Consider the following 25823-nt stretch of genomic DNA (forward strand, 5'->3'; position numbering starts at 1 on the left):
CCTTCGGGTTCATGGCAGGGAAGCGAACTGGACTTTTTCTTCCAGATTGATGTGGATGCGGGCGTCATACAGCATCTCCGGGTCCCAGCGTTGTTTGAAACCGGAGAGCAGGACTTCCAGCCGCGGTTCCACCTTCTCGTGGAAGCTCACCCGCTGGGGGCCGGTCTTGAACTGACCGTCTTCTTCCATCAACTCCTGAAAGGTCACCAGAATTTTTTGGTCGAAATTCACGCGATCGGCATTCAGGAACACCTCGTGCTCGAGCAGGTTCTTGGCGACGATCTCGAACAGATTGGGCTCCTTATGCACCGCGAGGAGGGTGGTGATCTTGCCGTCGCGGATGTTCATGGTTTCTTTTTCCGGCCCCGGCAGTTGCAGGGCCGCCATCTGCACGCCGCGCGTCACCTGCGCCCAGTGGATGTTGTCGAGGTGGTTTCCCTCGCGCACCATGCGCAGGATGTGGGGATGCGGATCGCGTTGCGTCGTCTTCAACCATTCAACGAGCCCCGGCACCTCCGAGTCAGGTAGAAAATGCCCGCCGTGTGCCAATCCCTGTTCCCGGTGCTCGTGGTATTCGAGCGGGTACTTGAGATCGTTCAGAATCTTACGGATTCTGCGGCTGTACTGGATCGGAAAAATCGAATCGTGCACGCCCTGGATGCTGTAAACCGGCGTGTTCTTGAGATTCACCAGAAAGTGCAGGTAACGGTCGGTGATGGCCCCGGCGATGGGCACGATGCCCGCGAAGTGATCCGGGTAAAACATGCCGGTCATGTACGCCCCGATGGCGCCGTTGGACAGCCCCGCCAGAAACACGCGGTTGTGGTCCACGGGATAGCGCCGCTTGACGGTCTGGATGAGGTCCATCACCATCCCTTCCGCGCGCAGGGACCACCAGGCGCCGGCAGGGTAGGTGGGGCAGAGGATAATGAAGTCCTCGTCTTTAAGGCGCGGCAACCAGGTCTCGATGGTGCGGTCGCCACTGCCGCCCATGCCGTGCAGGATGACGATCATGGGGTAGTCGCGTCCGGGCTCCAGTTCAGGAACATAGAGGGCGTAAGGATAGGTTTGGTCGCCGTTGGCGATTTCCAGATCCGTATGCAGGCCCGGGGCGCCGCCGGAACCGCGTCCAACCCGTTTCAGGTATTGCTTGATGACGTCGTGCGAGGTGCCCTGTTTTTCAAGACGGGCCAGCGCCTGCTGTTCGACCTGCGGATCGTTGGTGGATAGATACAGGTCCACATCGCCTTCCATATCGTAAGGCGGCGGAGTCACCATCTTCGGCACCTCCGGCGGCGGCATGCAGGCCGCGAGGAGGGCCGCTATCACTAGCCCTGAAAACACGTTTCGCATACTCTGATCTTGACACAAACCGAGGTTGCAAGTAAAGGCCGGGAAGCCCGGCAGGACTGGAAAAAAGTGTTGATTTTAAACGCAAAGATTCATAACATTTGGAAGTGACTGGAGTCCAACCCGTTCATCAACCTGCTCTCTTGCCTGCTCTATGACCGCCACCGCAACCACCCCATCCCAATCCACAACCATCAAACCCGGCACCGTGGTGCTCGGCGAGGGCCGGTTTTCCGGCGGCGACGCCTACCGCGCTCTGTTCCGCATCAGAAAAGGCGGATTTGAGTACCTGGGCCAGGTGAACGTGCACCTGGGGGAGGAAGGGGTGCGCCTCGAAATGTTCAATGCCAACTATTTCGGACTGTTCGAGGCGGAAGCGGAAGTGGTGACCGCCACTTTGGAGAGGACCCTGCTCAACCAGCTTCTGGGCCGCGATGCCCTGAACGACCGCTTCCGTGACGTCATCCACTCGCGGCTGGAAGAATCCATCCTGCAACCGCTGGAGCCGTTGCCCGCAATCAAAGAGGAGGCTGACCCACGCGACTTGCAGGGCATTTTCGACCGTTTGAATGCCGAATATTTTGAAGGCAAGGTGGAGGCCGGCATTGAGTGGTCGAAAGAAACCAGGATCGCCAACCGGCGTTCGGTGAAGTTTGGGTCCTACGACGCCAGGAAGAAGCTGATCCGCATTCACCCCCGTCTCAAGCAGGACTTCGTGCCGATTCCGGTGCTGGAGTTGACGGTGTTTCATGAGATGTGCCACCAGGCCGTTCCCCCGGTGCGCCAGAATGGGCAGTGGAAAACCCACCACAGAGAGTTCAAGGCGCGCGAAAAAGAGTACAAGCATTACAAGGAAGCGATGCAGTGGGAAAAGAAGCACTGGGCCAAACTGCTCGCCCCTTCCCCTTCCGAATGAATTCTCCCGGTTTTTCGTTGAAATCGATTCAGGCGGGTTGACCGCCTTGGGCGGACTCCTGCGGTGCATTGGTCGAGGCCAGTGAAATGGGCAGTCGGATGACGAATGTCGTCCCCTTGCCGGTTTGGGATTTCACATCGATGCGCCCGCCATATTTCTCAACCACCCGATGCACGATGTTGAGCCCCAGTCCCGTCCCGGAGCCTTGCTCCTTGGTGGTGAAGAACGGATCGAAAATGCGCGAAAGGTGTTCTTCTGGAATGCCCGGTCCGGTGTCGCGGATGGAGATGGTGATGTTGCCGTTTTCCCGGAAGGTTTTGATGGTGAGGGTGCCTTTGCCCTCCATGGCCTGCACCGCGTTGCGCACAATGTTCAGGAAAACCTGTTGCAGTTCCTCCGGTCTGGCCTTGAGCTTCGGCAGGTTCCCATAGTGTTTTTCGAGCGCGATGTCATCCGAATATGAGTCCAGCAGGGCGATGTCGAGCGCGGCGTCGATGCGTTCGTTGATGTTGACCGTCTGATCCGAATCCTTTTCGTTGGTGCGGGCGTAACCGGACATGTTCAGAATGACGTTTGCCATGTGGCGGGAACGGTCCAGCACTTTCTGCGCATAGGTCTTGATCTTTGGTTCCGTGGCCTGGTCCACGATGGCCTCGGTGTATCCCATGATGGAGTAAAGCGGGTTGTTCATCTCGTGGGCGATGCCCGCCGTCAGCGTACCCAAGCCCGAAAGCTTGTCTGCCTTGGTCAACTGCTCGAGCAGTTTTTTCTCTTCCGTGATGTTTTTCATGATGAGGCCGATGCGCCGTCCATCCTTCTGCTTGAACTTCATGTCGAAGAACTGGTAGGCGAAATAGAGATCACCCAGCTTGATGGTCGGCTGCCATTCTTTCGTATGGGAGGCGGTGGGTGCCAGAGGGTCCTTGGCCCGGTAACCTTCGTTCGGCGTGTGCTGGAGCTTGGGCGGTTGCCCCGTGCTGTAGTTTTTCAGTTCCATGGCCAGGAAGGTCCATTCCTCATGGTGCTTCACGGGCACCTCCTGAAGGTGTTTGCCGATGTAACTCTGCCGTTGGAGCCCCGTGATTTTTTCAAATGCGGGATTGGCGTATTCGATACGCAGACTGGCGTCGAAGGTCAAAATGGACTCCGGCACGCTCATCAGGATGCTTTCCGTATATTCGCGCAGGTAGATCACTTCCCGGCTTTTTTCCTCGACCTGTTGTTCGAGGCCGGTGAACGTCTTGCGTAACAGCGCGTTCATGATGTTGATTTCTTCCGCCAGCAGTTCGATCTCATCTCCGGTTTTGATCTGGAGCGGTTGCACCGATTCGCCGCGGCCGATGGACTCCGCTGTTTTTTGAAGTTGGCGGATAGGCCGCACGATGCGGTTGGCGGCCAGCGATCCCATCGCCGCGATGAGCAGAACAGAGACGAATCCCGCCGCGGCCATCCAGCCCAGGAGTTTTTGCGTGGGTGCGAACAGTTCTTCCGAAGATTGCCACGCGAACGTGTACAGGCGCGGTCCCTTGGTGCCGGAGATGATCTTGTTGGAGAAAGACAGAGGCGAGTAGCCGATGATGGACAGGCGGTGACTGCCGTGACCGTCGCTTTGGGTCTCCGCCCAGCTCGCTTCCGGGCCCGTTACCCGCGACACCAGGTCAGGCTCGCTCAACTGGTGACCTGTCGGCAGAATGGGGCAATCCAGCACCACGCCGTTGGAGTTGATCAGCATCACATGCCCGGTTTGTCCGAACAGGATGTTTTCAATCGACGGCGAAAAAAAACGTTTGCTGGAATACAGGCGGTGCAGAACGCCCATGCGCATGCGATCCCGGGTGCGGATGGGCACGGCGATTTCAAACAGGTGGGTCTTCAGTTTGGGATCGTAATGCAGTCGGCCGAATGCTTCGGGCAAGCCCTGCATCATCACACCCTGCCAGGTCCGGCGCGACCGGTTGTCGCGATCCGGGTAATCGTTGATGGTGGCGACCAGGTTGCCGGACGCATCGGTGACAAACAGAGCTTTAGTGGATTCCACTGCGCTCAGATCGTCACGCAGAAAATTCTGAAGGACGCGGCTCGCGCCGTTTTCCAGGATATCCTTGTAGGTGAGGGGCGCCGCCGTGATGTCGTTCAACGAATTGGCGGGTTCGGGCGTGGTGCGGTTGTTTCCCTTGACGTTGACGATGAGGGTGGGGTGCGACGCCCAATGCCGCATCTTTTGAAACTCATCCTTGATCAACAGGTCGATCTTGGTGGACGTTTCGTAGGCCAGCGCTTTGAAGCTGGAGCCAATGACCTGCGTCAGCGAGGCGTTGCCCTGGAAAAACGACCACGCCATGGCCAGGACCAAAGGAATGGTGCCCACCCCGATGACCATGGCGATCAGTTTGTTTTTGAGCCCGGACCGAACGCGGGCCCGTTGTTTGGGCAAGGGAACACCGGCTACGTTCATAATTTGACCGGGAACCGGCAAAGGCCTCGCGGCCTGCCGTGGGAGAAACCGAAGCCTCCACCCGGAACTCCTTGTTTCTTAACCAGAATTTGTTAACCGAGTGGGCGCTCTAATTTAAAATCAATATAGGGCTCCTCCCTTCAAATTTCATCCTTTCCCCAAAAAAAGTGGCCAGAACCCCACCCCCGTCCTATGTTTATTTTTAGCGATTCGAAGGCCGCAAGGGGGAACCAACGGCCGTCATCTTTCTCCCGTCATTCGCACAGGAGAAGAGATTGATTCCAATTTCTCACTGGAGGGACTCATGGTTACCGGAAAAATTTTGGTCATTGATGACGAACAGGATGTCCGGGATGTCATTCGTCTGCAACTGGAACAGCACGGTCTGCACGTGCTGGAAGCGGAAAACGGGGAGGAAGCCATTAAGGTCCTCCATTCTGAAAACAATCTGGTCAACATCGGCGTGATTCTGTGCGACATTCGCATGCCCAAGATCAACGGCATCGAAGCGATCGACTATCTCAAGAAAAACGCCCCGGGAATCCCAATTGTGGTGATCACCGGTTACCCGGATACGGAATTGGCCGTCGGTTTGATGAGAAAGGGAGTCAAGGACTACCTGGTAAAACCTGTCGAGAAGGAAAGGCTGTTCAAGGTGGTGGATCAACTGATCGCCGCCGGCAAGGATTTCGAGTATTGATCGTTTGCCCGCCATCAAGGGGGAAAAGAGGCTTTGCTTCCGCCCGGTTGCAAAGCCTTTTTTTTTCGACTACATTTTAGACGGCATGCGGTTGTCGCATGCGGGCCGCCCCCTTCGCAATGAACTCCATTGATTCCGGTTGAATGACTTCTCTTACGGATAACTTCGCTTCGGTTCGCCGGCGTATCACGCAGGCCGCTCTTCGTTCCGGGCGCGACCCGGAGTCGGTGCATCTCGTCGCTGTGAGCAAAACCGTACCGGTGGAACGCATTCGCGAAGCGAAGGAAGCGGGCGCGGAGGTATTCGGCGAAAATAAGGTGCAGGAAGCGGTGCCCAAAATCGAAGTGATCGGCAGCGAAGGTTGCCGCTGGCATTTCATCGGACATTTGCAGAAAAATAAAGTAAAGTATGTGGTCGGACGTTTCGACCTGGTGCATTCCGTGGACAGCCTGGAGCTGGCCGAAAAACTGAGCGCTGAAAGTGAAAAGCGGGGCGTCGTCACCCCCGTCCTCATCCAGGTCAACGTCTCCGGCGAGGCGTCGAAGTTCGGCATCGATCCCCAACATCTCGAAGGTCTGTTGCGCCGGTCCGGAGCGCTGTCCGGCATTGCGGTGAAAGGATTGATGACCATTCCGCCGTACACGCCGGACGAGGAAGAGGCGCGAAAGCATTTTGCGAACCTTCGTGCCCTGCGCGACCGCATGCGGAAGCAGAATATTCCCGGCGTGTCGCTGGACGAATTGTCGATGGGCATGTCCCACGATTTCGAAATTGCCATCGAGGAAGGCGCCACCTGGGTGCGTGTGGGCACGGCCATCTTCGGTGAACGCACCGGCTGAGCAGGCCGGACCAATTCCGCAATGCAACGGAGTGACTTGCTGTGCTGACCAACAAACGAATCGGGTTCATCGGCGGGGGCAACATGGCGGAGGCCATGATCAAAGGCCTGTTGTCCGCGTCGTTCATCGAAGCAAAAAACTTGATGGCGTCGGACATGGTGGTCGAACGCCTGGAGTTTCTGAAACGCGAGTTCAAAATCAAAACCACCACGGACAACCATGAACTCGTTCAGAAAAACGACATCATCATCCTCGCCGTCAAACCGCAGGCGGTGAAGGCGGTGTGCACGGGCATTCACGAGCAGATCGATGAGAAAAAGCTGGTGATCTCTGTCGCCGCGGGCGTGCCCATTCACGCCATCGAAACCCTGCTGAACCCGGAGGCGGATAAAAAAGTCGGTGTGGTGCGTACCATGCCGAACACGCCGGCGCTCGTGCAGGCGGGGGTCACGGCGTTGTCGGCGAGCGATCATGTGAGCAAAAGCGACCTCAAAGTCGCGCACCGCATCTTTGAAGCCGTCGGCCGTACGGTGGACGTGCCGGAAGCGCAGTTGGATGCGGTGACCGGATTGAGCGGAAGCGGCCCGGCTTACATATTCATGATCATCGAGGCGCTGTCGGACGCGGGGGTGAAGATGGGCCTGTCGCGCGACGTGTCGAACATCCTCACCCTGCAGACGGTGCTCGGTTCCGCCAAGCTGGCGCAGGAAAGCGGCCGTCATCCGGGTGAGCTGAAAGACATGGTGTGTTCGCCCGGCGGTACCACCATCTCCGGTCTGCACTGGCTGGAAAAAGGCGGCCTTCGTACGACGCTCATCAACGCCGTGGAAGCGGCGACGCAACGGTCCATCGAACTCGGCCGCAACGCGGAAAAGAAACAAAACGGAAACGATTCTCAATAACGGAAGCGGGTCACGGAAATCGGCGCTCCGCCTGCGTATTTCGCATGGCAGGTCATTGACAGAAGACCGGCGCGATACCATATTACTTATGGAAGGAGGCCAAGCCCCCTTCCATACAACCGGCGGTTCGGCTAGAAGACCCGAGCAACTGGGTGGAATGACAAAAGAGGGATCGTGACCGGTTGTATGCCAACCGGGGTAGGCATTGAAAAAGAGGAAGCAGGGTTGGCCTACCCCGCGACGGCGAAAGGTCTTTCAGGAACGAGAGGGAACCCCTGAAAGGCTTTTTTTTATTTGGCGCGGTATTTCTGCACTTCACCCCAGCCCGCAAGACCCAGCCCGAAAAACATCAGCCATACCGGATGCAATACCTTCTCCGGGTCCTTGAACATCAGGATGAGCATGATGACCACCGCCGACATGGCGAGGATGATGCCCCAGTACATCTTCTCCTGTCCCTTGACGAACAGGTCCGGGTTCTTCAACTGTTTTTTCACTTCGGGGCGCAATTCAAAATGAAACATGGCGGGGCTCTCCTCAGCGAAGCATCTGGTTCAGGCTTCCGGAGCGGAAACCCAGAATGTCCACGGTAACGAACTGAAACCCGATTTCGCGGAATTTGGCTTCGATTACCTGTGCCTGTTCCGGGTCCAACAGCATCGGCAGGTCGTCCTGCGGCGCCTCGATGCGCGCGATGTCGCCGTGATGCCGCACGCGCACCTGTTTGAGACCCATGGCGAGCAGGATGTCTTCGGCGCGTTCGATCATCGACAGTTTTTCCGCCGTCACCTCCTGCCCGTACGGCACACGGGAGGCGAGGCAGGCCATCGCCGGTTTGTCCCATGTGGGCAGTCCCAGCTTCTGCGACAGGTCCCGCACGTCCTGTTTGCTCATGCCCGCATCGGCGAGCGGACTCAACACCCGCGCCTCGTCCGCCGCCACCAGCCCCGGTCGATGGTCGCCCAGGTCGTCGGCGTTGGTGCCGTTCAGGATGTACGGCAGGCCGCGTTCGGCGGCGATGCGTTTCAGATGATCGTACAACTCCGTCTTGCAGAAATAACAGCGGTTGGCAGGGTTGGCGGCGTAATCGGGATTGTGGATTTCGCCCGTGTCGAGGATCAGGTGTGGGGCGCCGATGCGCCGGGCAAGTTCTTTCGACGCTTCCAGCTCCCGTTCCGGCACGCTGGGCGAGCGACCGGTGACGGCAAGCACACGCTCGCCCAAAGCGGCGTGCGCTATTGCCAGCACCAGTGTGCTGTCCACGCCGCCGGAAAACGCAACCACTGCGCCCGGAAGCGCCGCGATCTGCGCCTGCATTCGTTTGTGCTTGTCGTGTAAGGTCATGGCTGGTTGGTCCGTGCGCTCAAAACAGCGCCAATACAGATATCAACTTACCATGTCCCCGGAACAAAAAAAAGATCCGGGAGCAGGGGGGGAGCTCCCGGATCCTCAGAAGGAGGTAAAACCAGATTGAAGTTAGCTGCTGATCTCATTTTATAAAGTTCGCGAAAATCTTTAAAGAACCTGCAAGAGCTTGATTCCATTGGCAGGTGAAGTGTACGAAACCCCTAAATGGGTAGCGGTTTGCAAGTCAAGGAAATAGCGGAGAAAATGGACGCGGTCGATCCATAAGGGTTGAGGCCGACCGTGTAGAAACTGCAGAAAACAGGATCGAAGAGGGGTTGCGTCTGGTGCCGTGGGGTAACGCGGCCTAGTCAGCCGCCGATGGCGTGCATGGCGCGGGCAGGGCGTTCGAAGTCGTCCAGATTGATCTTGTGGCCCGGCTCCTTAGTGACCAGGGCGGCGCGGATGCGTTGTTCCACATCGGCGTCGGTCGCATTGCTGTCGCGCACCAGTTCCTTCAGGTTGTGTTCGTTGGTGGAGAACAGGCAGGTGCGCAGTTTGCCGTCGGCGGTCATACGGATGCGGTTGCAGTAATCACAGAATGGATTGCTGACGGCGGTGATGATGCCGATCTTGCCCTTGCCGTCGGCGAATTCGTATTCGCTGGCCGGGCCGATTTCCAGCGAGTCCTGGATCGGAGACAACTCGAACTTCTTGTGGATGATATCGAGGATTTCGTGGCCGAACAGTACCTTGTCGCGTTCCCAGATGTGGTCCGCATCGAGCGGCATGAATTCGATGAAGCGGATCTCAAATCCGTCGGAGCGTCCGAGCTCGACCAGCTTCAGGATTTCCGGCTCCGAGAAATTACGGATGGCGACGGCGTTGATCTTGATCGGAAAACCCGCTTCGCGCGCGGCGTCAATGCCTTCCATCACCTGTTCCAGGCAGTCGCGGCGATTGACGTGGGTGAATTTGTCCTTGTCCAGCGCATCCAGGCTGATGTTCAGCCGGTGCAGTCCCGCCTCCCTGAGCGCTTTCGCGTGCTGTTTCAGGAAGAAGGCGTTGGTGGTCATGGCGATGTCTTCGATGCCCGGCACCGCCCTCAGCATGCGCACCAGCTCCGGCAGATCCTTGCGCAGAAGCGGTTCGCCGCCGGTCAGCCGCAGGCGGAAGATGCCCATTTTCGATACCACGCCGACGATGCGGGCGATCTCCTCAAACGAGAGCAGATGCGAACGGTCCATGAACTCAACGTTGTCCGCCGGCATGCAGTACGTACAGCGGAAGTTGCAGCGGTCGGTGACGGAAATTCGCAGGTTGACGATGCGGCGGCCCATGCCGTCGATCAGAATCGGGCGTTTCTGGCTCTCGGAGATGGACATCGGACTTCCTCTCACGTCGGTGTGACACCCGGTTTTACCGGCGAATTGCCGTTTGCCGGGCAGGTTTGCCCCCAGTCTTGCAGGCGGAGGTTCATTTGCTGGAATTATACCCTTTTTGAAAAAGCGATGTACACCCCAAATGCTTTCCCGGCAGGGGGTGGGAAGATTCCGAAAAAGGGGAGGGCAGGAGGCTGTCACCACGTTCCCATCCACCTGTAAAAATACCTGCTGGGGGCGAGTGGGTCTCTGAATCCCTTGTGTCCCCGGATGCCGCCCGGAAGCTGAAAAATCCCTAAAAATATGGATATTTCCGGCTTTTGGAAGGAACCTGAGGAGCCTCATTGCATCTAACCAGTAAGGGGATGGGTCTGCCCGCTCAAGATTGTCCTGATTTTCACAGGCATTTGATATACAATGGGGCCCATCTGACAAGATGGGCTGAAAAGGGTTTCCTCCTCGGGGGAAGCATTGGTAACTGATTAAAACACAAAGTCTTATAATGTCTGTCGCCGAAGAAAAATTCTCCACTAAATTTGAAGAAGCCGCCTCCAAGCCGAAGCACCGCGGTGCCTTTTATCAGGAAGACGCCACGGAAAAGGGCATGGCGCTGGTGGAAGCCAAATTCAAGGATATGAAGCTGTACTGGCTGGTGGATGCGGTTGAAGGCCGGGTGTACAGCGCCAAGTTTTTCGCTTACGGAGGCAAGGTGTCCGTAGGCATCTGTGAGCAGTTGTGCTCCATGGTCAAGGGACTCACTATCGACGAAGCCTGTTCCCTTCTGGGGGCGGACGTCGAGCGCGCGCTCCGTGACGACCCGGACGAGCCGGCGGTGCCGGAGTCCAAAAAGACCGCCTTCGGCAACGTGCCGGAGTTGCTCAAGATCATCAAGGAAAAGTATCCGGAAGCCAAGGCCGTGGCGCAGGCCACGGCGTCCATCAAGGACAGCGGCGCCGGCAAACCGAAAAGCGCCCGCGAGTTGACCATGCAGGAACAGGCATGGCTGGACTTGAGCGAGGAAGACCAGATCAAGCAGGTCGAGCTGGTTCTGGACGAAAAAGTCCGCCCGGCCCTGATGTCCGACGGCGGCAACATCCAGGTATTGGAAGTGGTTGACGGCGAGCGGGTTCTCGTCCAGTATCAGGGGGCCTGCGGCAGTTGCGGCTCCTCGCTGGGGGCGACGTTGTCGTTCATCGAACGGACCCTCCGTCAGGAATTGTATGGCGACCTGCAGGTCGTCCCGAATATGTAGCGAATTTTTAGAATCCGTCTCTTAAGGAGTTGGGATATATGGCTAAGGAAACCACCCGGAACGTCACGGACGTCGATGAGGTCCTCGAGAACCGGGGTGAATACAAATACGGCTGGCGGACGCTGATCGAATCCGAGACCTTCCCCAAAGGGTTGAACGAGGATGTGATCCGGGCCATTTCCAAGAAAAAGGAAGAGCCGGAGTTCATGCTCGACTTCCGTCTCAAGGCCTACAGAAAATGGCTGGAGATGAAAGAGCCCAAGTGGCCGAATGTGCATTACCCGCCGATCGACTACCAGGCGGTGTCCTATTACTCCGCGCCCAAGCAGAAGGAAAAACTGGAAAGCCTGGACGAGGTCGATCCGGAAATCCTGCGCACGTTCGAAAAGCTGGGCATCCCGCTGGAAGAACAGAAGCGGCTGTCCAACGTGGCCGTGGACGCGGTGTTCGACAGCGTCAGCGTCGCCACCACGCACAAGAAAAAGCTGATGGAAGTGGGCATCATCTTCTGCTCCATCTCGGAGGCGCTGAAAGAATATCCGGAACTGGTCGAGGAATACCTGGGCACGGTTGTGCCGGTGGGCGACAACTATTTCGCCGCGCTCAACAGCGCCGTGTTCACGGACGGGTCGTTCGTGTTCATTCCGCCGGACACCATCAGCCCAATGGAGTTGTCCACTTACTTCCGCATCAACACGGAGGAGACGGGGCAGTTCGAACGCACGCTCATCATCTGCTCGGACAACAGCTACGTGTCGTACCTGGAAGGGTGCACCGCGCCGCAGTTCGACACCAACCAGCTTCACGCGGCGGTGGTCGAGCTCGTGGCTCTGGACAACGCCGAGATCAAGTACAGCACCGTGCAGAACTGGTACGCCGGCGACCCGGAAACGGGCAAGGGCGGCATCTACAACTTCGTCACCAAGCGCGGCAAGTGCCAGGGCAAAAACTCGAAGATTTCCTGGACGCAGGTGGAAACCGGTTCCGCCATCACCTGGAAGTACCCGAGTTGCATCCTGCAGGGGGATAACTCGCAGGGCGAGTTCTACTCCGTGGCGCTGACCAACGGCCACATGCAGGCCGATACGGGCACGAAGATGATCCACATCGGCAAGAACACCCGGTCGAGCATCATCTCCAAGGGCATCTCCGCGGACCATTCCAGCAACAGCTACCGCGGCCTGGTGAAGGTGAACAAGGGCGCCACCAACGCGCGCAACTACACGCAGTGCGACAGCATGCTGGTCGGCGACAAGTGCAGTGCGCACACGTTCCCGTATATTGAAACCGGCAACAGCTCCGTGCAGGTGGAGCACGAGGCGTCCACCTCAAAGATCAGCGAGGAGCAGTTGTTTTATTTCGAACAGCGGGGCATTTCCCGCGAGAACGCCATCTCGGCGCTGATCAACGGCTTCTGCAAGGAAGTCTTCAAACAGCTTCCCATGGAATTCGCCGTCGAGGCGGAAAAGCTCCTGGCCCTGAAGCTGGAAGACAGCGTCGGCTGAGTCCCATCATTCGGCAACACCGGCCAGCCAGGCAGGGCCCCATGGGTCGATGCCTGGCTGGCCTGTTTTGAAAATCAGAGAGGAACAGGTTAATGCTTGAGATCAACGATCTGCACGCCGGATTCGAAGGCGTCGAAATCGTCAAGGGTGTGTCCCTGACGGTCAATAAAGGGGAGGTTCACGCCATCATGGGGCCCAACGGGTCGGGCAAAAGCACACTGTCGAAGGTGCTGGCCGGACACCCGGCTTACCAGGTGACGGCGGGTACCGTTACGTTTGAAGGCAAGAATCTTCTGGAGATGGACCCGGAACAGCGCGCGCTGGAAGGCATCTTTCTCGGATTTCAGTATCCGGTGGAAATTCCCGGCGTCAACAATGCCGAGTTTTTGCGCATGGCGTATAACGCCAAGCGTGTGCACAACGGCGAAGAGGAACTCGATCCGCTGGACTTCGACGACCTCCTGGAAGAGAAGATGAAGCTGGTGTCGATGGACCCGCGCTACAAGGACCGTGCGCTCAACGACGGTTTCTCCGGCGGTGAGAAAAAGAAAAACGAGATCCTGCAGATGGCGGTGCTCCAGCCGAAGCTGGGCGTGCTCGACGAGACCGACTCAGGGTTGGATATCGACGCGTTGAAAGCCGTAGCCAGCGGCATCAACAAGCTCACCAGCAAGGACAATGCGCTGATCCTGATCACCCATTACCAGCGCCTGTTGAACTACATCGAACCCCATTACGTGCACGTGTTCTCTCACGGCAAGATCGTCAAGTCCGGTGGCAAGGAACTGGCGCTCGAGGTCGAGAACCAGGGATACGACTGGGTCGCCACCGCCACGAAGTGAGGAGAGGGTATGTCCACGACTGTAGATGTGATCAGTGAAAGCGAGCAGGCGGTCCTCGACCTGCACAAGGAGTTTCTAAAAGACGCGGTCCCTGCACTCAAACCGCTCAACGAGTCGGGCATCCGGCGCTTCGAGGCGGTGAAGTTTCCGCACCGCAAGCACGAGATGTACACCTTCGTCAACACGCACGACCTCACCGAAACGCGGTTTCAGTTGACCGGCCACGCGGCCGCCGACGCCAAGGGGGTGCAGGCGGAGATTTACCCGTCCTGCCAAGACCGGGTGATCGTGTTTGTCAATGGCGTGTACGACGCGGCGCTGTCCAACACCTCCGGGCTGGAAGCGGAAGTGAAATTCACCCCGCTCGTTGAAGCCATGCAGGACGCCGCCATCCAGGAATATTTGCTGGAGACGGCGGAAGAAGAAAACGATGTGTTCGCCGCGCTCAACAGCGGTTTCGTGAAAGACGGCGTGGTGGTGACCGTCGCTGAAAAGGCGGTGATCGAAAAGCCGGTGCAGGTTCTTTACGTTTCCACGGGCGCGGCCAATGGTTCCGTTGCCAGCCATCCGCGATTGCTGGTGAAACTGCAACCGCGTGCCGAGTTGAAGCTGGTGGCGAAGTTCATCGGCCAGGGAACGGGGTATTTCGTCAACGCCGTTCAGGATTTCCTGGTAGACGCCGACGCGGGGCTGACCTACTGGCAGGTTCAGCGGGACGACGCCACGGCGTGGCACGCGTCTAAGACGCGCGTGCAGTTGCACCGCAACAGCCGCTTCGTATGCACCAACGGTTCCTCCGGAAGCCGCCTCACCCGTCACCATTACGAAGTCCGCCTGAAGGACGAGGGTGCGGAACTCAACATGAACGGCGTGTCCGTTCTGGAAAACCAGGAACAGGCGCACAATTTCGTACGCGTTCACCACGAAGCTCCGCACTGCACCAGCAACCAGTTTTTCCGCAACGTCATCAACAACAAGGCCCGCGCCAGTTTCGACGGCACCGTGATCGTCAACAAGGGCGCGCAGTTGACCAACTCCGACCAGTTGATCAACAACCTCATGTTGTCGGATGACGGCAAGGCGGATGCCAAACCGAACCTGATGATTTTCGCCGATGACGTGAAATGCACGCACGGCGCGACCGTCGGGCAAATCGACGAGAATCAGTTGTTTTACCTGAAGACGCGCGGCTTGTCCGAGGCGGTGGGCAAATCCCTTCTGACCACCAGCTTCGTCACCAGCATCATCGATGCGGTTCCGTTTGAGGATGTGGTTCGGGATTTCAACCAATACCTGTTAAAAAAACTGGAGGCCGAAAATGTCTGACACCGGCACCGTGACGTCATCCAAACCGGTTTTGGATGTCGATAAAATCCGTAAAGACTTTCCCGTTCTCGCGCAGAAGGTGCACGGCAAACCGCTGGTGTACCTGGACAACGCCGCCACCACGCAGAAACCGTGGGCGGTGATCGAGCGGGTGCATAAATTCGATTCAGAAGAGTACGGCACCGTGCGCCGCGGCGCATACAAGATGAGCGAGGGTTCGACGCGCATGTACGAGGAAGCGCGGCAGAAGGTGGCGGACCTGCTGGGCACCCCGGACCGCAACGAGATCATTTTCACCAGCGGCACCACGCAGTCGGTCAACCTGGTGGCACAAAGCTACGGACGCAAGTACCTGAACGAAGGCGACGAGGTCATCATTTCGCAGATTGAGCACCACGCCAACATCGTGCCGTGGCAGATGATCACCGAGGAAAAAGGCGCGAAGCTCAAAATCATTCCGTGCAACGACAAGGGCGAGCTCCTCATGGAGGAGTATGAAAAACTGCTCAGCCCGAAAACGAAGGTCGTCGCGGTCAACCACGTATCGAACGCACTGGGCACCATCAATCCCATCAAGGAAATCATCGACCTCGGCCACAAGGCGGGGGCGGTGGTGTTGATCGACGGCGCGCAGAGCACGCCGCACATGACCATCAATGTGCGCGAGCTGGATTGCGATTTCTATACCTTCTCCGGCCACAAGATGTACGGCCCCACCGGCATCGGCGGGGTGTACGGCAAGATGGACGTGCTCAAAAGCATGCCTCCGTACGTGACCGGCGGCGACATGATCCGGCAGGTGACGTTCGAGAAGACCACGTTCAACGAACCGCCGTCACGGTTCGAGGCGGGCACGCCGCCCATCAGCCAGGCCATCGGCCTCGCCGCCGCCATCGAGTACATGCAGGCGGTGGGCATCGACAAGATCGCCGAATACGAGCATCAACTGCTGGAACACGGCACGCGCCTTTTGGAGAACATCGACGGACTGCGCATTATCGGCACGGCGGAGAACAAGGCCAGCATCCTGTCGTTTTACCACGACCTGATTCATCCGCATGACATGGTGACGCTTCTCGATCAGGACGGCATCGCCGTGCGCGGCGGGCATCACTGCGCCCAGCCGACCATGCAGCGGTTCAAGGTGCCGGCCACGACGCGCGCCTCGGTTTCGTTCTATAATAAATTCGAGGAGCTCGACCTTTTGGCGGAAAGCATCCGCAAGGCAATCAAGATTTTTTCCTAATCCGGCTCCCGGCAGAAGCACGTAATGGGTGGTTGCACGAAGGCCCGCCTCCATACGGTTCTTTGGCGGAGCGGCCGTTGGTTATGATAACGAATTCAAGGTAATTTGGGATGTCTTACAGTAACGAGTTGTACCAACAGGTGATCCTGGATCATAATAAAAAACCCCGCAACTTCCGGGAAATTCAAAACGCCACGCACCAGTGCCACGGCTTCAATCCGCTGTGCGGCGACGACTACACGGTGTACCTCACTGTCGATGACAAGGGGATCATTCAGGACATCAGTTTCATGGGATCGGGATGCGCCATTTCCAAGGCCAGTTCGTCGCTCATGACCCACAACCTGAAAGGCAAGACGGTGGACGAGGCCAAGGTGATGTTCGACGAATTCCACCGCATGGTGCTGGGCGAGTTCGATCCCGAAGAACACAAGGACAACCACCTGGGTAAACTGTCGCTGTTCAAGGGTATCCGCGAGTTTCCTTCGCGTATCAAGTGTGCCAGCTTGTCCTGGCATTCCATGGTGGGCGCGCTGGACAAAAGCAGCGACGTCACAACCGAGTAGAACCGGGAGCATTCCCCGGCCTGGCTCTCTCCTAAGCAAGTTTGGAGGTGAACGATGCCAACCCTCACTTTGACCGACCTCGACACCCGGACCCGCCCGGGCGATCTGTTCCACCCTCTTGAAAACGGAAAACTCGTCTGCACCGCCTGCGGGCACCGCTGTACGTTAAAACCCGGACAGCGCGGTGTATGCAAGATCCGTTACAATCTCGACGGGAAGCTTTTTGTCCCGTACGCCTACACCGCCGGGGTGCAGAACGATCCCATCGAGAAGAAACCGTTTTTCCATGCGCTTCCCGGGACCAACGCGCTCAGCTTCGGCATGCTGGGGTGCGACTTCCGGTGCGCCTACTGCCAGAACTGGTTCACCAGCCAGACGTTCCGCGACGACCGGGCCACGCAGGACTGCCAACCGACGACTCCCCGTGAAATCTGCGATGTGGCATTGCGCCACGGCTCCAAAACCATTGTCTCCACCTACAACGAACCGCTGATCACCAGCGAGTGGGCGGTCGAGGTGTTCAAGGAAGCGCGGGCACGCGGATTGGTGACGGGGTACGTGTCCAACGGTCACGGCACGCCGGAAGTGCTGGAGTACGTGCGGCCGTGGCTCGACCTGTTCAAGATCGATCTCAAATGCTTCGACGAGAAGAAGTACAAGCTTCTGGGCGGAAATTTTCAGGAAGTGCTGGATACCATCCGGCAGGTGCACGAGATGGGATTCTGGCTGGAGATCGTGACGCTGGTGATCCCCGATTACAACGACAGCGATGAGGAGTTGAATGGCATCGCCGAGTTTCTTGCTGACGTGTCGCTGGACATTCCCTGGCACGTCACCGCGTTTCATCCTGACTACAAGATGGGAGACTTCGGGGCCACCCCGATTGTGACGCTGGACCGCGCGCGCAACATCGGCTTCTCCAAGGGACTCCGGTACGTTTACAGCGGCAACCGTCCGGGCGAGGTGGGCGATTCCGAAAATACAATTTGCCCGGGTTGCCGTGCGACGCTCATTGAGCGGATCGGGTTTCACGTGGTTCGCAACCGGCTTGGTGAGGAAGGAGCCTGTCCCGATTGCGGAGAAAAAATTCCGGGCAGGTGGGCTTGCCCTGTTTGATATGCGGTGCTTGCGGCCCGTCAGCTTGCGGGGTCGCGGTCGATTTCAAACAGGAAGGTGGAACCCTTTCCCTGTTCGGTTTCGAACCAGATTTTTCCCCGGTGCATGTCTTCGATGATCTCGCGGCAGGATAACAAGCCTAAACCGTTTCCTTCCGGTTTGGAGGTGTACACCTCCTTGAACAGCACGTTTTGCACCTCACTGCTGATACCGTCGCCGAAATCCTGAATGCCCACCCTCAATCGGTCGCCCTCGTCGTTCAGGTGAATGCGGATCTCGCCTTCCGGCTGGGTGACGTAACCGGCGTTGATCAGCAGGTTCTGGACCACGCGTTTGATATCCAGGTAATTGAACCGGCCGAAGCCTTCCATGCCGTTGTTTACGAATTCCACCCGCTTGCCTTTCAGATGTTTGTGCAGACTGGTTTCTTCCACCGTCTCGCGCAGGAGTTTGACCAGGTCGTAGTTTGATTTGGGATATTTGATGTGCCTGCTTTTGATGCGTGAAAGTTCATGTTCGACCATGGCCACCAGGTCGCTCTTGACGGTGGAAATGGTATCGTGGCATTTCTGTGCCGTGTCCCAGCCTTGCCGCGCCCGGTGTGCTTCGTTGGTGCCGCGCAGGTTGCCCAGCAGTTCGTATGCCCAGAACTCCGCGTAGCCCAGGGGCGTCAGGCAGTTCTTGAGATCGTGTGTGAAATGACGGAGGGATAGAATATCCTGTTCCAAAGCACCCAACAGGCCTCGTATGTGCGCCGATAAAATCTGCAGCATTTCCCAAAGCGCATGGGGGTTGTTGCCCACCGTTTTGCGGAACAGCTCCTCGTTCACCTCCAACAACAGGCTTTCTTTCGACGCGTGGGCATTGGCGGAGCGTGGTTTCAAATCGATGAGCGCCATCTCGCCCAGCAGGTCGCCGGTTTCCAGGCATGCCAGCACCTTGCCGCCGCGGGTGACCACGATCTCTCCTTTCAGAATGATGAAAAGAGACTTGGTGGTGTCGCCTTCCTGCAGAAGCACATCTTCTTCCTGCAGGTGGAGTTCGTGCCCCTGCTCGATCAGCACCTCTTGCGTTGCGGTGTCCAGCAGGCCAAAGACTTTACACTGCTTCAAAAGTTGCAATTTGGCGTTTGGCGTGTCCCAAGAGGAGTTGTCCGGCTGGGTGTCGGAATTCATGAGTGAAATCCAGTGGGGTGAGTCATGAAGGTTGATACATTCATCGTAAATAAATCCGGTGGAAGGTTCAACGATTTAAAAAGATGTGAAAAGCTTTGCGTATTCAAAACATGTTTGAAAATAGTGGCTTACGGAATTATGGGTGGTTTGGGGATCCGGATCGAGCATGAAGCCGGGGGGTTTTCCGGGCTGGCCAAATGCATTGAATTTTAGGACAATATAGGCAGGTTCCCATGGGCTTGCATGGGCCGCATGGGACCGGGAATTATCAACTTTTGCGAAAATTCTCTTTGGAATTTAAGCCACACCGAGTGAGGAGATAGTTTTGCGTAATAAAAAACAGATAGGCAAAGCGTTGGGCCGTGTGCCCAGTGGATTGTTCATTGTGACTGCGGCGCATGAAGACCGCGAAGACGCGGTGCTGACGAGCTGGGTCAACCAGTGTTCCTTCGAGCCGCCTGCGGTGACCATCGTGCTGGCCACAACGCGCCCGGCACGGCTGTTGGTGGAGGCGTCTGAGGCATTCACCGTAAACATTCTGGGAAAAGAATCCAACAGTCTGCTCAAACATTTCTTCAAACCACCCGCGGAGGGTGTTTCCATTTTTCAGGGGCTCAACGTGTCGAAGGGGCACAAGGGGATCAAGATTCTGGATGATGCCGTGGCCTGTCTGGAATGCGAGGTGCGCGCCCAGCAGAAGTTTGGCGATCACATCCTGTACACGGGGGAGATCGTCGGCGGTAAAACGCTGAAGGGCGGAGAGCCCTACGTGCACGTGCGCGATACGGGGTTCAGTTACTAAACAAGAGGGATGCGGACCATCACTCCAGGCCCAGCATTTGCTTGAAGTCGGTGCGCGTCCACAGCCACCAGAACAGGGTGATGACGAACATGAGTGTCGCCACCGTGCCGATGATGGCGAAGACCAGGCGCTTGGGATTTTCCTTGTAATAATCCTTCACGTCCACGGCGAAGCTTTCCACCACGCCTTCGTCGGGACGTTTGCGCCAGGTCTTGTCCACGACATCCTTGCTGTAAATGATGCCGATGATGACCAGAATGATCAGAATTTCAATGGCGCCGATCATGGTTGTGTCATTCCTTCCCGCCTTGCGGGGCTCAGGGTTTCGGGACCGGATGCCGGGTCGAACGAAATGAGTTTTTTCGGGGTCTGGGTATCGAGGGTGCCTGCATTCCAGGCGCAACGGAATCCGTAATCATCGACCATGGCCGCGGGATAACTGTTGTTGCGAAAGGAAGCGTACACGAAAGACCGGAGGTCGCGCCACGACCCTCCTTTCAGCACCTTGTATTCGCCGCCGATTTGACCCTTCGGATTGGTTTTGTGATTTTCCTCCTTATAATACTCCCGGTCGTACCAGTCGTCCACCCATTCTTTGACGTTGCCCAGCATGTGGAACACGCCGTAGAAACTCTTACCTTCGGGCATGGAGTCCACAGGCACCATCACGCGGTGACGGATGTTTTCGTTCCATTGCAGGTTGTAGCGGCTTTTTTGGGGTGAGATGGGGTCGTTCCCCCACGGAAACAGGTTGCCGTTCGGACCCCGTGCCGCTTTTTCCCATTCCGCCTCGGTGGGCAGGCGCTGGTTTTTCCACTTGCAATAAGCCGCCGCGCCGAACCAACTGACGTTGTTGGCCGGGTAATTTTCCAAGCCACGGCGCGGCACGAACTGGCTTCCGTTTTGTTCGATCATGCCGAATTTGTTGATGCCGTAAAACTGTTTCGTCTCCGGCATGGCATTCAAAAATTCGGCGAACTCGGCGGCGGACACTTCGTACTGGTCGATGTAAAACGTGTCCAGATACACCTTGTGTTGCGGCGCTTCATCGTCTCCGTGGTGGTCGTCGCCCATGATGAAAAACCCCTGTGGCACCTTCACCATGCCCGCCGGCACGACCTCACCGATTTTATCCAGTAGCGCGCGGGCTTCCTCGGCCAGCTCGCCCTCCGGGCTGGCGGCCAGAAATTCCTTCAGCCGCGCCTGGGCCTGCTGGGCCCGGCCACCCTCATATAAAATCCAGCCGGAGAAAAAATCGATCTCCGCCAGGCCCGGATACCTGTCGCGGGCTTCATTGAGATCGTCGATCATGCCCTCCACCACCTTGTCCTTATCCGCATTGAAGGCTTTCTGGTACCACTGGCGGGCGGCCGTAAATTCCTTTTTCAGGACGTGGTACAACCCGAGATTCATGAAGGCGAGCGGCATGAACGGATTTGCCTGCGGGCTGGCCTGCAGGCCGCGTTCGGTCCATTCCACCGCCTTGTCCAGTTCACCCTTGCGGTAATACACCCAGCCTATCTGCACGTAGGCGGGCAGGCTTTGCGGGGCGCGCTCGATGATGTATTCGTACTGCACGATGGCCTTGTCGAAATCGTCCATCAGGTAATACGCCTCGCCCATGCGCTCGTTGATCTCCAGCCGGTCGGGAAACGTGCCCTGCATCCATTCGAACACCCCGAGAGCCAGTGGCGCCTCTCCCATTTCGAGCAGGATGTTGCCCATCTGCATGCGCACTTCAAACTGGCCGGGTTGCAGACGGTCGAGCAGTTTGGTGTGGAGCAGGGCGGCGACGAAGTTCCCTGATTGCAGGTACAGGCGCGACAGCAGATCGTGTACGGGAGGGAACCGCGGTTCCCGCTCCGCCACCTGCAGGAAGATCTCGATGGCCTCCTCCGTGCGGTCGGCCTGTGCATAGGCCACGCCCAGATTGAACATCGACGACATGTTTTCCGGGTCCGCTTCCAACGCTTTTTTGTATTGGGCGATGGCATCTTCCATCCGGCCCATCTCGGAATACACATTGCCGAGATTATTGAGTGCGTCGATGGATTCCGGATTGATCTCCGTGGACAGGGTCAGGTAGAACACCGCCGTGTCGGGATGCTGGTTGCGGTAGAAGGTGAGGCCGACGTTCGAAAAATACGCGCCCAGCGTCTGCCGGTTGTTGAGGCTGGTCAGGAAATACGATGCGTTTACCGCAACCTGAAAGCGATCGCGGTAAAAGTCGTCCGGAAACGACTGGCCTCCCTGCGTGGATTCAATATTGACCCGATACTTTGGCGACTGGTACCGCACAAAAAAGTGATTCGGCAAAGGCACGCCGTAGAGCGGTAGTTCCAGCCACTGGCCGAGGATCAAATACAGCAACGACAGGTTCATGCAGTAGCCGCGCTTGGTCTCCAAAAGACCGTGCAGGAACAATTCCGCCGGAACCGTCGGCATGCCAGCGGCATCGACGGAGTCGGTGAAGCGGTAGCCTTCCTGCTTGTGGATGAGGTCGGTCAGCACCTCCACGGTTTTCTGCGGCGTCGGATTGTCGCCCAACCGCTGTTTCGCCTTTTCGGTGAGATCGTCCAACTGCCGACGCAGGTGGTCGAGATCGAGCGAGGGTTGCCAGTGTTGCGAGACCAGCAGAAGGGTTTCCGCCAGGTCGATCTCGTCCGGGGCGCGGTTCACCGCCTTCCGGATGGCGTCCTCGGTGACGGGCGCAGCGGTCGCGCTCCAGGGCCAGCACAGGGTCAATAGGAGCAGGAGAAGAACGGCAAGGGGAGCGGGACGGGAAATCATACGGTACCTGGCGACCTCGTAAAGAATTGTCGGAGCGGTTCAGAATTTTTCCTATTATATCAAATGCCGGGGCGTTGACGAGACCCCGCTTGAGGCCTTGTTTGCCGCCTCATTCGCGCCGGATCATCCACCCCTCGACCAGGAACACGCAGGCCAGCAGAAACAGAAAGGGTCCCACCAGCGGCACGCCGCCATCCACCCGGGAAGTCTCTTTCATCTCTGTGTCGCGGAGAACCGTCACCGTATATCCCGGCAGGAGTTTCTTCACGTCTTCCGGTGTCAGCGTTTCGGAGAGTGACTCGGCGGTGTCGATGTTCGCCGTCACCGTGCCGATGTAGCGGGCGTCGGCGGGAAGCAGGGTAACGCGTGTGCCGGGCTCCCCTTCGTGGCGCTCGCCTTCAGGCGCGGTGCCGGACTGGAGCAGACGGTAGGGCCCGGGGGTCCACGTGTCCCCAAACTGCAGTTCGGCATCGCCGATTTTCTCCAGCGCAGTGATGCCCCCGCCCGGCGCGACGATGTAGGCATAGGGGGACACGTCTTCCAGTTGGATGGGCTGGCCCACCTTGAGGTTCTGCTCGGACAGGCTTTCCAGACTCTGTGCAATGTACTTCACCCAGCGTTGCAGCCACGGCAAAAAGGTGGGCTGGATGGGAAACTGGTTCCAGTCGCGGTCCAGGCTGGAGGTGAACAACAGCACCTTGCCCCGGCCGTAAGCCGATTCGATCAGCGCCGGGTACTCGTTGGTGAAGCGCATGGGCACGAGGAAGTCGCGGTCCGCCCGCGGCCGCACGCTGTACAGCGCGTGAAAGGGCACCTGCGCCATCTGGTGCATGGATTTTCCCTGGAATGTGCGGAGCACCGGGTGGGGATGGTCGCCGCCTTCCAGCCGGAAAGGTTCGCTTTCCGTATCGATCTGGTTGAGGGTTTGCAGGGTGACGGGCAGCAGGATGCCCATTTTTTCGTTATAGAACTTCGCATCCACCTGGTCGCCCAGCGCGACGAACAGGCCGCCGCCGCGTTTCACGAATTCTTCAAGCCTGCGCTCGTAATCGAAGGGCAGGGAGCGCACGTTGCACAGGATGACCACCGAATACTGCTCCAGCTTTCGGTCCGCCAGTTCCGCCAGCGTCGAGATCGTGGGCTGGATGTCCGTCACCGTGGCGCGGAACGGATTCAGCGCCTTTTCAACGTAAAACGATTCGTTCTGATGGGAGACACCGCGCGGGTCGCCGTCCACCACCAGCACCTGGATCTTGCGGTCGGGTTGAAATGAGAACAGCCGCCGGTTGTCCACGTTCAGCCCGTCGTCCTGAATTTCGACGTATCCCTGCACCGCCTCGCGTCCCAGGTACGGAAAAGAAAATGCCTTGTCCACGCGGCCGCCAGGGGGGAGGTCGATGAAATCCTCGCTTTTGGTTTTGCCGTCCACCACCAGAGCCACGCGCAACTGCGAAATCGCCGTGTCCGGTTGCAGGTTGGCGATGCGTGCCTCCACGCGCAGGATCCGGTTGTTGGTCAGAAATTCCTGCGTGAGGTCCACATGCTCCACCAGCGCGCGGTTTTTCTCCATGCGGTGTGCGGAGAAGTCGATGATCTTGATTGGCACCGATCCGGGATTTTCAGTCAGGTTCTCCAGTTCCTTTTCCTTCCAGCCGTTGCGGTCGAGGTCGGTGAGCACGAAGATGCGCCGGTTTTCCTCTTGTGCCGTGCTCAACAGGTCGTACGCCTTCGTCAACCCCTGGCCGATGCTCGTGGTCTGGAATGAGGGCTTGGAAAGCTTGAGCAGTTTGACGATCTGCGCAGGATCGCCGGTCCAGTCCTGCACCACCCGCGCCGGATCGGATGCGTAAACGAGACTGAACGTGTTGTTTGCAGGGAGCCGTTGTAATAACGACGCTGCAAACGCCACGGTCTGGTCATATAGGGCCTGGTCCTTGGCCCGGGCCGCCATGCTGTACGAGTTGTCGATGACGATGACGTTGGCGGTCGGCTTCGATGGCAGAAATTCCTCCGGTCCGCCGAAGGAAAAGATCGGGCTCGCCAGGGCCAGGCTCAAACACGCAATGGCCAGGCAACGGAACAGCAGGAGAAGGAGCCGGTTGGGTTGCGAGCGGCGGATGCTCCGCTTCTGCACCTGTTCCAGCAGGTACACGGCGGAAAACGGAATCCGCTTCTGCTGGCGGCGCGTCAGCAGGTGCACGAGGATGGGCAGGGCGATGCCCAGCAGGCCCAGCAAAAACCACGGTGATAAAAACTGGAGGCTCATAGTTTCAGCAGGCTCTTGCGCCGGAGCAGGTAATAACGAAGCGCCTGCTCAAGCGGCGTGGCGGTGTCCAGAAACTGGTAATCGATGCCCAGAGACGGGCAGTTGGTCTGGAAGTGGCCGATGAACTCCTGCACCGCTTCCTGGTATTGCTCGCGCACGTCTGCGGGATCGAGCCCGACCGGCGGGTCGTTCTCCAGCGACTCGAACATGATGTCGCCGTCGAACGGCAGGTGGAGTTCATCCGGGTGCAGGACCTGGAACAGCAGCACCTCCAGTCCGCGCGAGCACAAAAGCTTGAGCGTTTTCAGCACGTCATCGTCGCGCACCAGCAGGTCGGAGATGACGATCACCATGCCGCGCCCCGGCAGGCGTTCGATGATGTCGCCCACCACGCGGCTGATGTGCGTCTCGCCCTGAAACTCACAATTCGCCAGCGCGTGCAGGATGTGCTGGAAGTGCGAGGGCTTGGAACGCGGCGGGATGTGCGCCGTTATCGACTGATTGAACGTGATCAGCCCCACCGCATCGAATTGCTTGAGCAGGAGGTACGAAAACGCCGCGACCAGCGTCCGCACGTACTGCGCCTTGGGCATGGCGTCCTGTTTTTTGAGCGGCGAGGCGTAGCCCATCGACCCGCTGGTGTCGAGAAGAATGGTGCACTTGAGGTTGGTGGACTGCTCGAACTGCTTGACGTGGTACTTGTCCGTCTTGCCGACGACCTTCCAGTCGATGTGGCGGATGTCGTCGCCCGGCGTGTACGCCTTGTATTCGGCAAACTCGACGCTCGATCCCTTGTGCGGACTGCGGTGCTGGCCGGAAAGCAGGCCCTCCACCAGCGTGATGGCGCGCAGGCTGAGCGATGAGATTTCGGAAAGCGTTTCCGCGCGGTACAGGGATGAAGGATCTTCGGCCATGAAGTAGGGTGCTCAGGGCAAATAAAAATACGTCACGATGTTTATCATCTCACAATTCACGGTTTGCGGAAATACCCCGCCTGCCTTCATACAGATAAAAAAGGAACGCCGAATCGCCTTTTTAAATTGGTCCTC

General features: G+C 57.9%; 22 protein-coding genes. 12 read left to right on the top strand and 10 right to left on the bottom strand.

The window, feature by feature from the left end; genetic code table 11:
* Window positions 1-9: 9 nt before the first annotated feature.
* Entirely contained in the window at window positions 10-1329 is a 1320-nt protein-coding gene (locus tag J2S31_RS04675; protein ID WP_237097903.1) for a hypothetical protein, read from the bottom strand.
* A gap of 175 nt (window positions 1330-1504) precedes the next feature.
* Here J2S31_RS04675 and J2S31_RS04680 point away from each other — a divergent pair, with 175 nt between their 5' ends.
* A complete protein-coding gene (locus J2S31_RS04680) occupies window positions 1505-2266 on the top strand; it encodes a SprT-like domain-containing protein (protein WP_237097904.1) in 762 nt (253 codons plus the stop codon).
* A gap of 28 nt (window positions 2267-2294) precedes the next feature.
* Here the strand turns inward: J2S31_RS04680 and J2S31_RS04685 are convergent, their stop codons facing one another.
* Window positions 2295-4700, bottom strand: coding sequence for a PAS domain-containing sensor histidine kinase (locus J2S31_RS04685; protein ID WP_237097905.1), 2406 nt, complete (start codon window positions 4698-4700; stop codon window positions 2295-2297).
* 325 nt (window positions 4701-5025) lie between these two features.
* Here J2S31_RS04685 and J2S31_RS04690 point away from each other — a divergent pair, with 325 nt between their 5' ends.
* The 3 genes from J2S31_RS04690 (at window position 5026) to proC (ending at window position 7162) form a co-directional block, all read left to right on the top strand.
* Window positions 5026-5421 (top strand): response regulator, encoded by a 396-nt coding sequence (locus J2S31_RS04690; protein ID WP_237097906.1) that lies wholly within the window; start codon window positions 5026-5028, stop codon window positions 5419-5421.
* Window positions 5422-5564: 143 nt separating this feature from the next.
* On the top strand, window positions 5565-6260 hold the full coding sequence (locus tag J2S31_RS04695; RefSeq protein WP_237097907.1) for a YggS family pyridoxal phosphate-dependent enzyme: 696 nt from the start codon (window positions 5565-5567) through the stop codon (window positions 6258-6260).
* Between the two features lie 41 nt (window positions 6261-6301).
* Window positions 6302-7162, top strand: coding sequence for a pyrroline-5-carboxylate reductase (gene proC / locus J2S31_RS04700; RefSeq protein WP_237097908.1), 861 nt, complete (start codon window positions 6302-6304; stop codon window positions 7160-7162).
* Window positions 7163-7452: 290 nt separating this feature from the next.
* Here proC and J2S31_RS04705 read toward each other — a convergent pair whose 3' ends face one another.
* The 3 genes from J2S31_RS04705 to moaA form a co-directional block, all read right to left on the bottom strand.
* On the bottom strand, window positions 7453-7686 hold the full coding sequence (locus J2S31_RS04705) for a hypothetical protein (RefSeq protein ID WP_237097909.1): 234 nt from the start codon (window positions 7684-7686) through the stop codon (window positions 7453-7455).
* A gap of 13 nt (window positions 7687-7699) precedes the next feature.
* A complete protein-coding gene (gene larE / locus J2S31_RS04710) occupies window positions 7700-8506 on the bottom strand; it encodes an ATP-dependent sacrificial sulfur transferase LarE (protein WP_237097910.1) in 807 nt (268 codons plus the stop codon).
* A gap of 371 nt (window positions 8507-8877) precedes the next feature.
* Window positions 8878-9891, bottom strand: coding sequence for a GTP 3',8-cyclase MoaA (gene moaA / locus J2S31_RS04715; RefSeq protein ID WP_237097911.1), 1014 nt, complete (start codon window positions 9889-9891; stop codon window positions 8878-8880).
* A 499-nt stretch (window positions 9892-10390) separates the two neighbouring features.
* Here moaA and J2S31_RS04720 point away from each other — a divergent pair, with 499 nt between their 5' ends.
* The 7 genes from J2S31_RS04720 (at window position 10391) to amrS (ending at window position 17741) form a co-directional block, all read left to right on the top strand.
* On the top strand, window positions 10391-11140 hold the full coding sequence (locus J2S31_RS04720) for a NifU family protein (protein WP_237097912.1): 750 nt from the start codon (window positions 10391-10393) through the stop codon (window positions 11138-11140).
* 38 nt (window positions 11141-11178) lie between these two features.
* A complete protein-coding gene (gene sufB / locus J2S31_RS04725; RefSeq protein WP_237097913.1) occupies window positions 11179-12645 on the top strand; it encodes a Fe-S cluster assembly protein SufB in 1467 nt (488 codons plus the stop codon).
* Window positions 12646-12737: 92 nt separating this feature from the next.
* On the top strand, window positions 12738-13487 hold the full coding sequence (gene sufC, locus J2S31_RS04730; protein WP_237097914.1) for a Fe-S cluster assembly ATPase SufC: 750 nt from the start codon (window positions 12738-12740) through the stop codon (window positions 13485-13487).
* Between the two features lie 9 nt (window positions 13488-13496).
* Entirely contained in the window at window positions 13497-14813 is a 1317-nt protein-coding gene (sufD, locus tag J2S31_RS04735; RefSeq protein WP_237097915.1) for a Fe-S cluster assembly protein SufD, read from the top strand.
* Window positions 14806-16059 carry a cysteine desulfurase gene (locus J2S31_RS04740; RefSeq protein ID WP_237097916.1) on the top strand — a complete coding sequence of 418 codons (1254 nt, stop codon included), beginning with the start codon at window positions 14806-14808 and terminating at the stop codon, window positions 16057-16059. Before sufD ends, J2S31_RS04740 begins: the two co-directional genes overlap by 8 nt.
* Window positions 16060-16169: 110 nt before the next feature.
* Window positions 16170-16625 carry a Fe-S cluster assembly sulfur transfer protein SufU gene (gene sufU / locus J2S31_RS04745; RefSeq protein ID WP_237097917.1) on the top strand — a complete coding sequence of 152 codons (456 nt, stop codon included), beginning with the start codon at window positions 16170-16172 and terminating at the stop codon, window positions 16623-16625.
* Between the two features lie 54 nt (window positions 16626-16679).
* A complete protein-coding gene (gene amrS / locus J2S31_RS04750; RefSeq protein WP_237097918.1) occupies window positions 16680-17741 on the top strand; it encodes an AmmeMemoRadiSam system radical SAM enzyme in 1062 nt (353 codons plus the stop codon).
* Window positions 17742-17761: 20 nt separating this feature from the next.
* On the opposite strand, the gene J2S31_RS04755 is transcribed toward amrS, so the two are convergent.
* Window positions 17762-18916: a sensor histidine kinase gene (locus J2S31_RS04755; RefSeq protein ID WP_237097919.1), complete on the bottom strand. Its 1155-nt coding sequence runs from the start codon at window positions 18914-18916 to the stop codon at window positions 17762-17764.
* Between the two features lie 325 nt (window positions 18917-19241).
* Between J2S31_RS04755 and J2S31_RS04760 the strand changes: the two genes are divergently transcribed.
* A complete protein-coding gene (locus J2S31_RS04760) occupies window positions 19242-19718 on the top strand; it encodes a flavin reductase family protein (protein ID WP_237097920.1) in 477 nt (158 codons plus the stop codon).
* A gap of 19 nt (window positions 19719-19737) precedes the next feature.
* On the opposite strand, the gene J2S31_RS04765 is transcribed toward J2S31_RS04760, so the two are convergent.
* The 4 genes from J2S31_RS04765 to J2S31_RS04780 all read right to left on the bottom strand — a co-directional run bounded on the left by J2S31_RS04765 (window position 19738) and on the right by J2S31_RS04780 (window position 25688).
* Entirely contained in the window at window positions 19738-20004 is a 267-nt protein-coding gene (locus J2S31_RS04765) for a hypothetical protein (RefSeq protein ID WP_237097921.1), read from the bottom strand.
* Window positions 20001-22508: an SUMF1/EgtB/PvdO family nonheme iron enzyme gene (locus J2S31_RS04770; RefSeq protein ID WP_237097922.1), complete on the bottom strand. Its 2508-nt coding sequence runs from the start codon at window positions 22506-22508 to the stop codon at window positions 20001-20003. Before J2S31_RS04770 ends, J2S31_RS04765 begins: the two co-directional genes overlap by 4 nt.
* 109 nt (window positions 22509-22617) lie before the next feature.
* Window positions 22618-24774, bottom strand: coding sequence for a BatA domain-containing protein (locus J2S31_RS04775; protein WP_237097923.1), 2157 nt, complete (start codon window positions 24772-24774; stop codon window positions 22618-22620).
* The gene (locus J2S31_RS04780; protein WP_237097924.1) at window positions 24771-25688 is read right to left on the bottom strand and encodes a DUF58 domain-containing protein; all 918 of its coding nucleotides are present in this window, start codon (window positions 25686-25688) and stop codon (window positions 24771-24773) included. The genes J2S31_RS04775 and J2S31_RS04780 overlap by 4 nt, the downstream gene beginning before the upstream one ends.
* Between the last annotated feature and the right edge of the window lie 135 nt (window positions 25689-25823).

Source organism: Nitrospina gracilis Nb-211 (assembly GCF_021845525.1).
Taxonomy (GTDB): Bacteria; Nitrospinota; Nitrospinia; order Nitrospinales; family Nitrospinaceae; genus Nitrospina; species Nitrospina gracilis_A.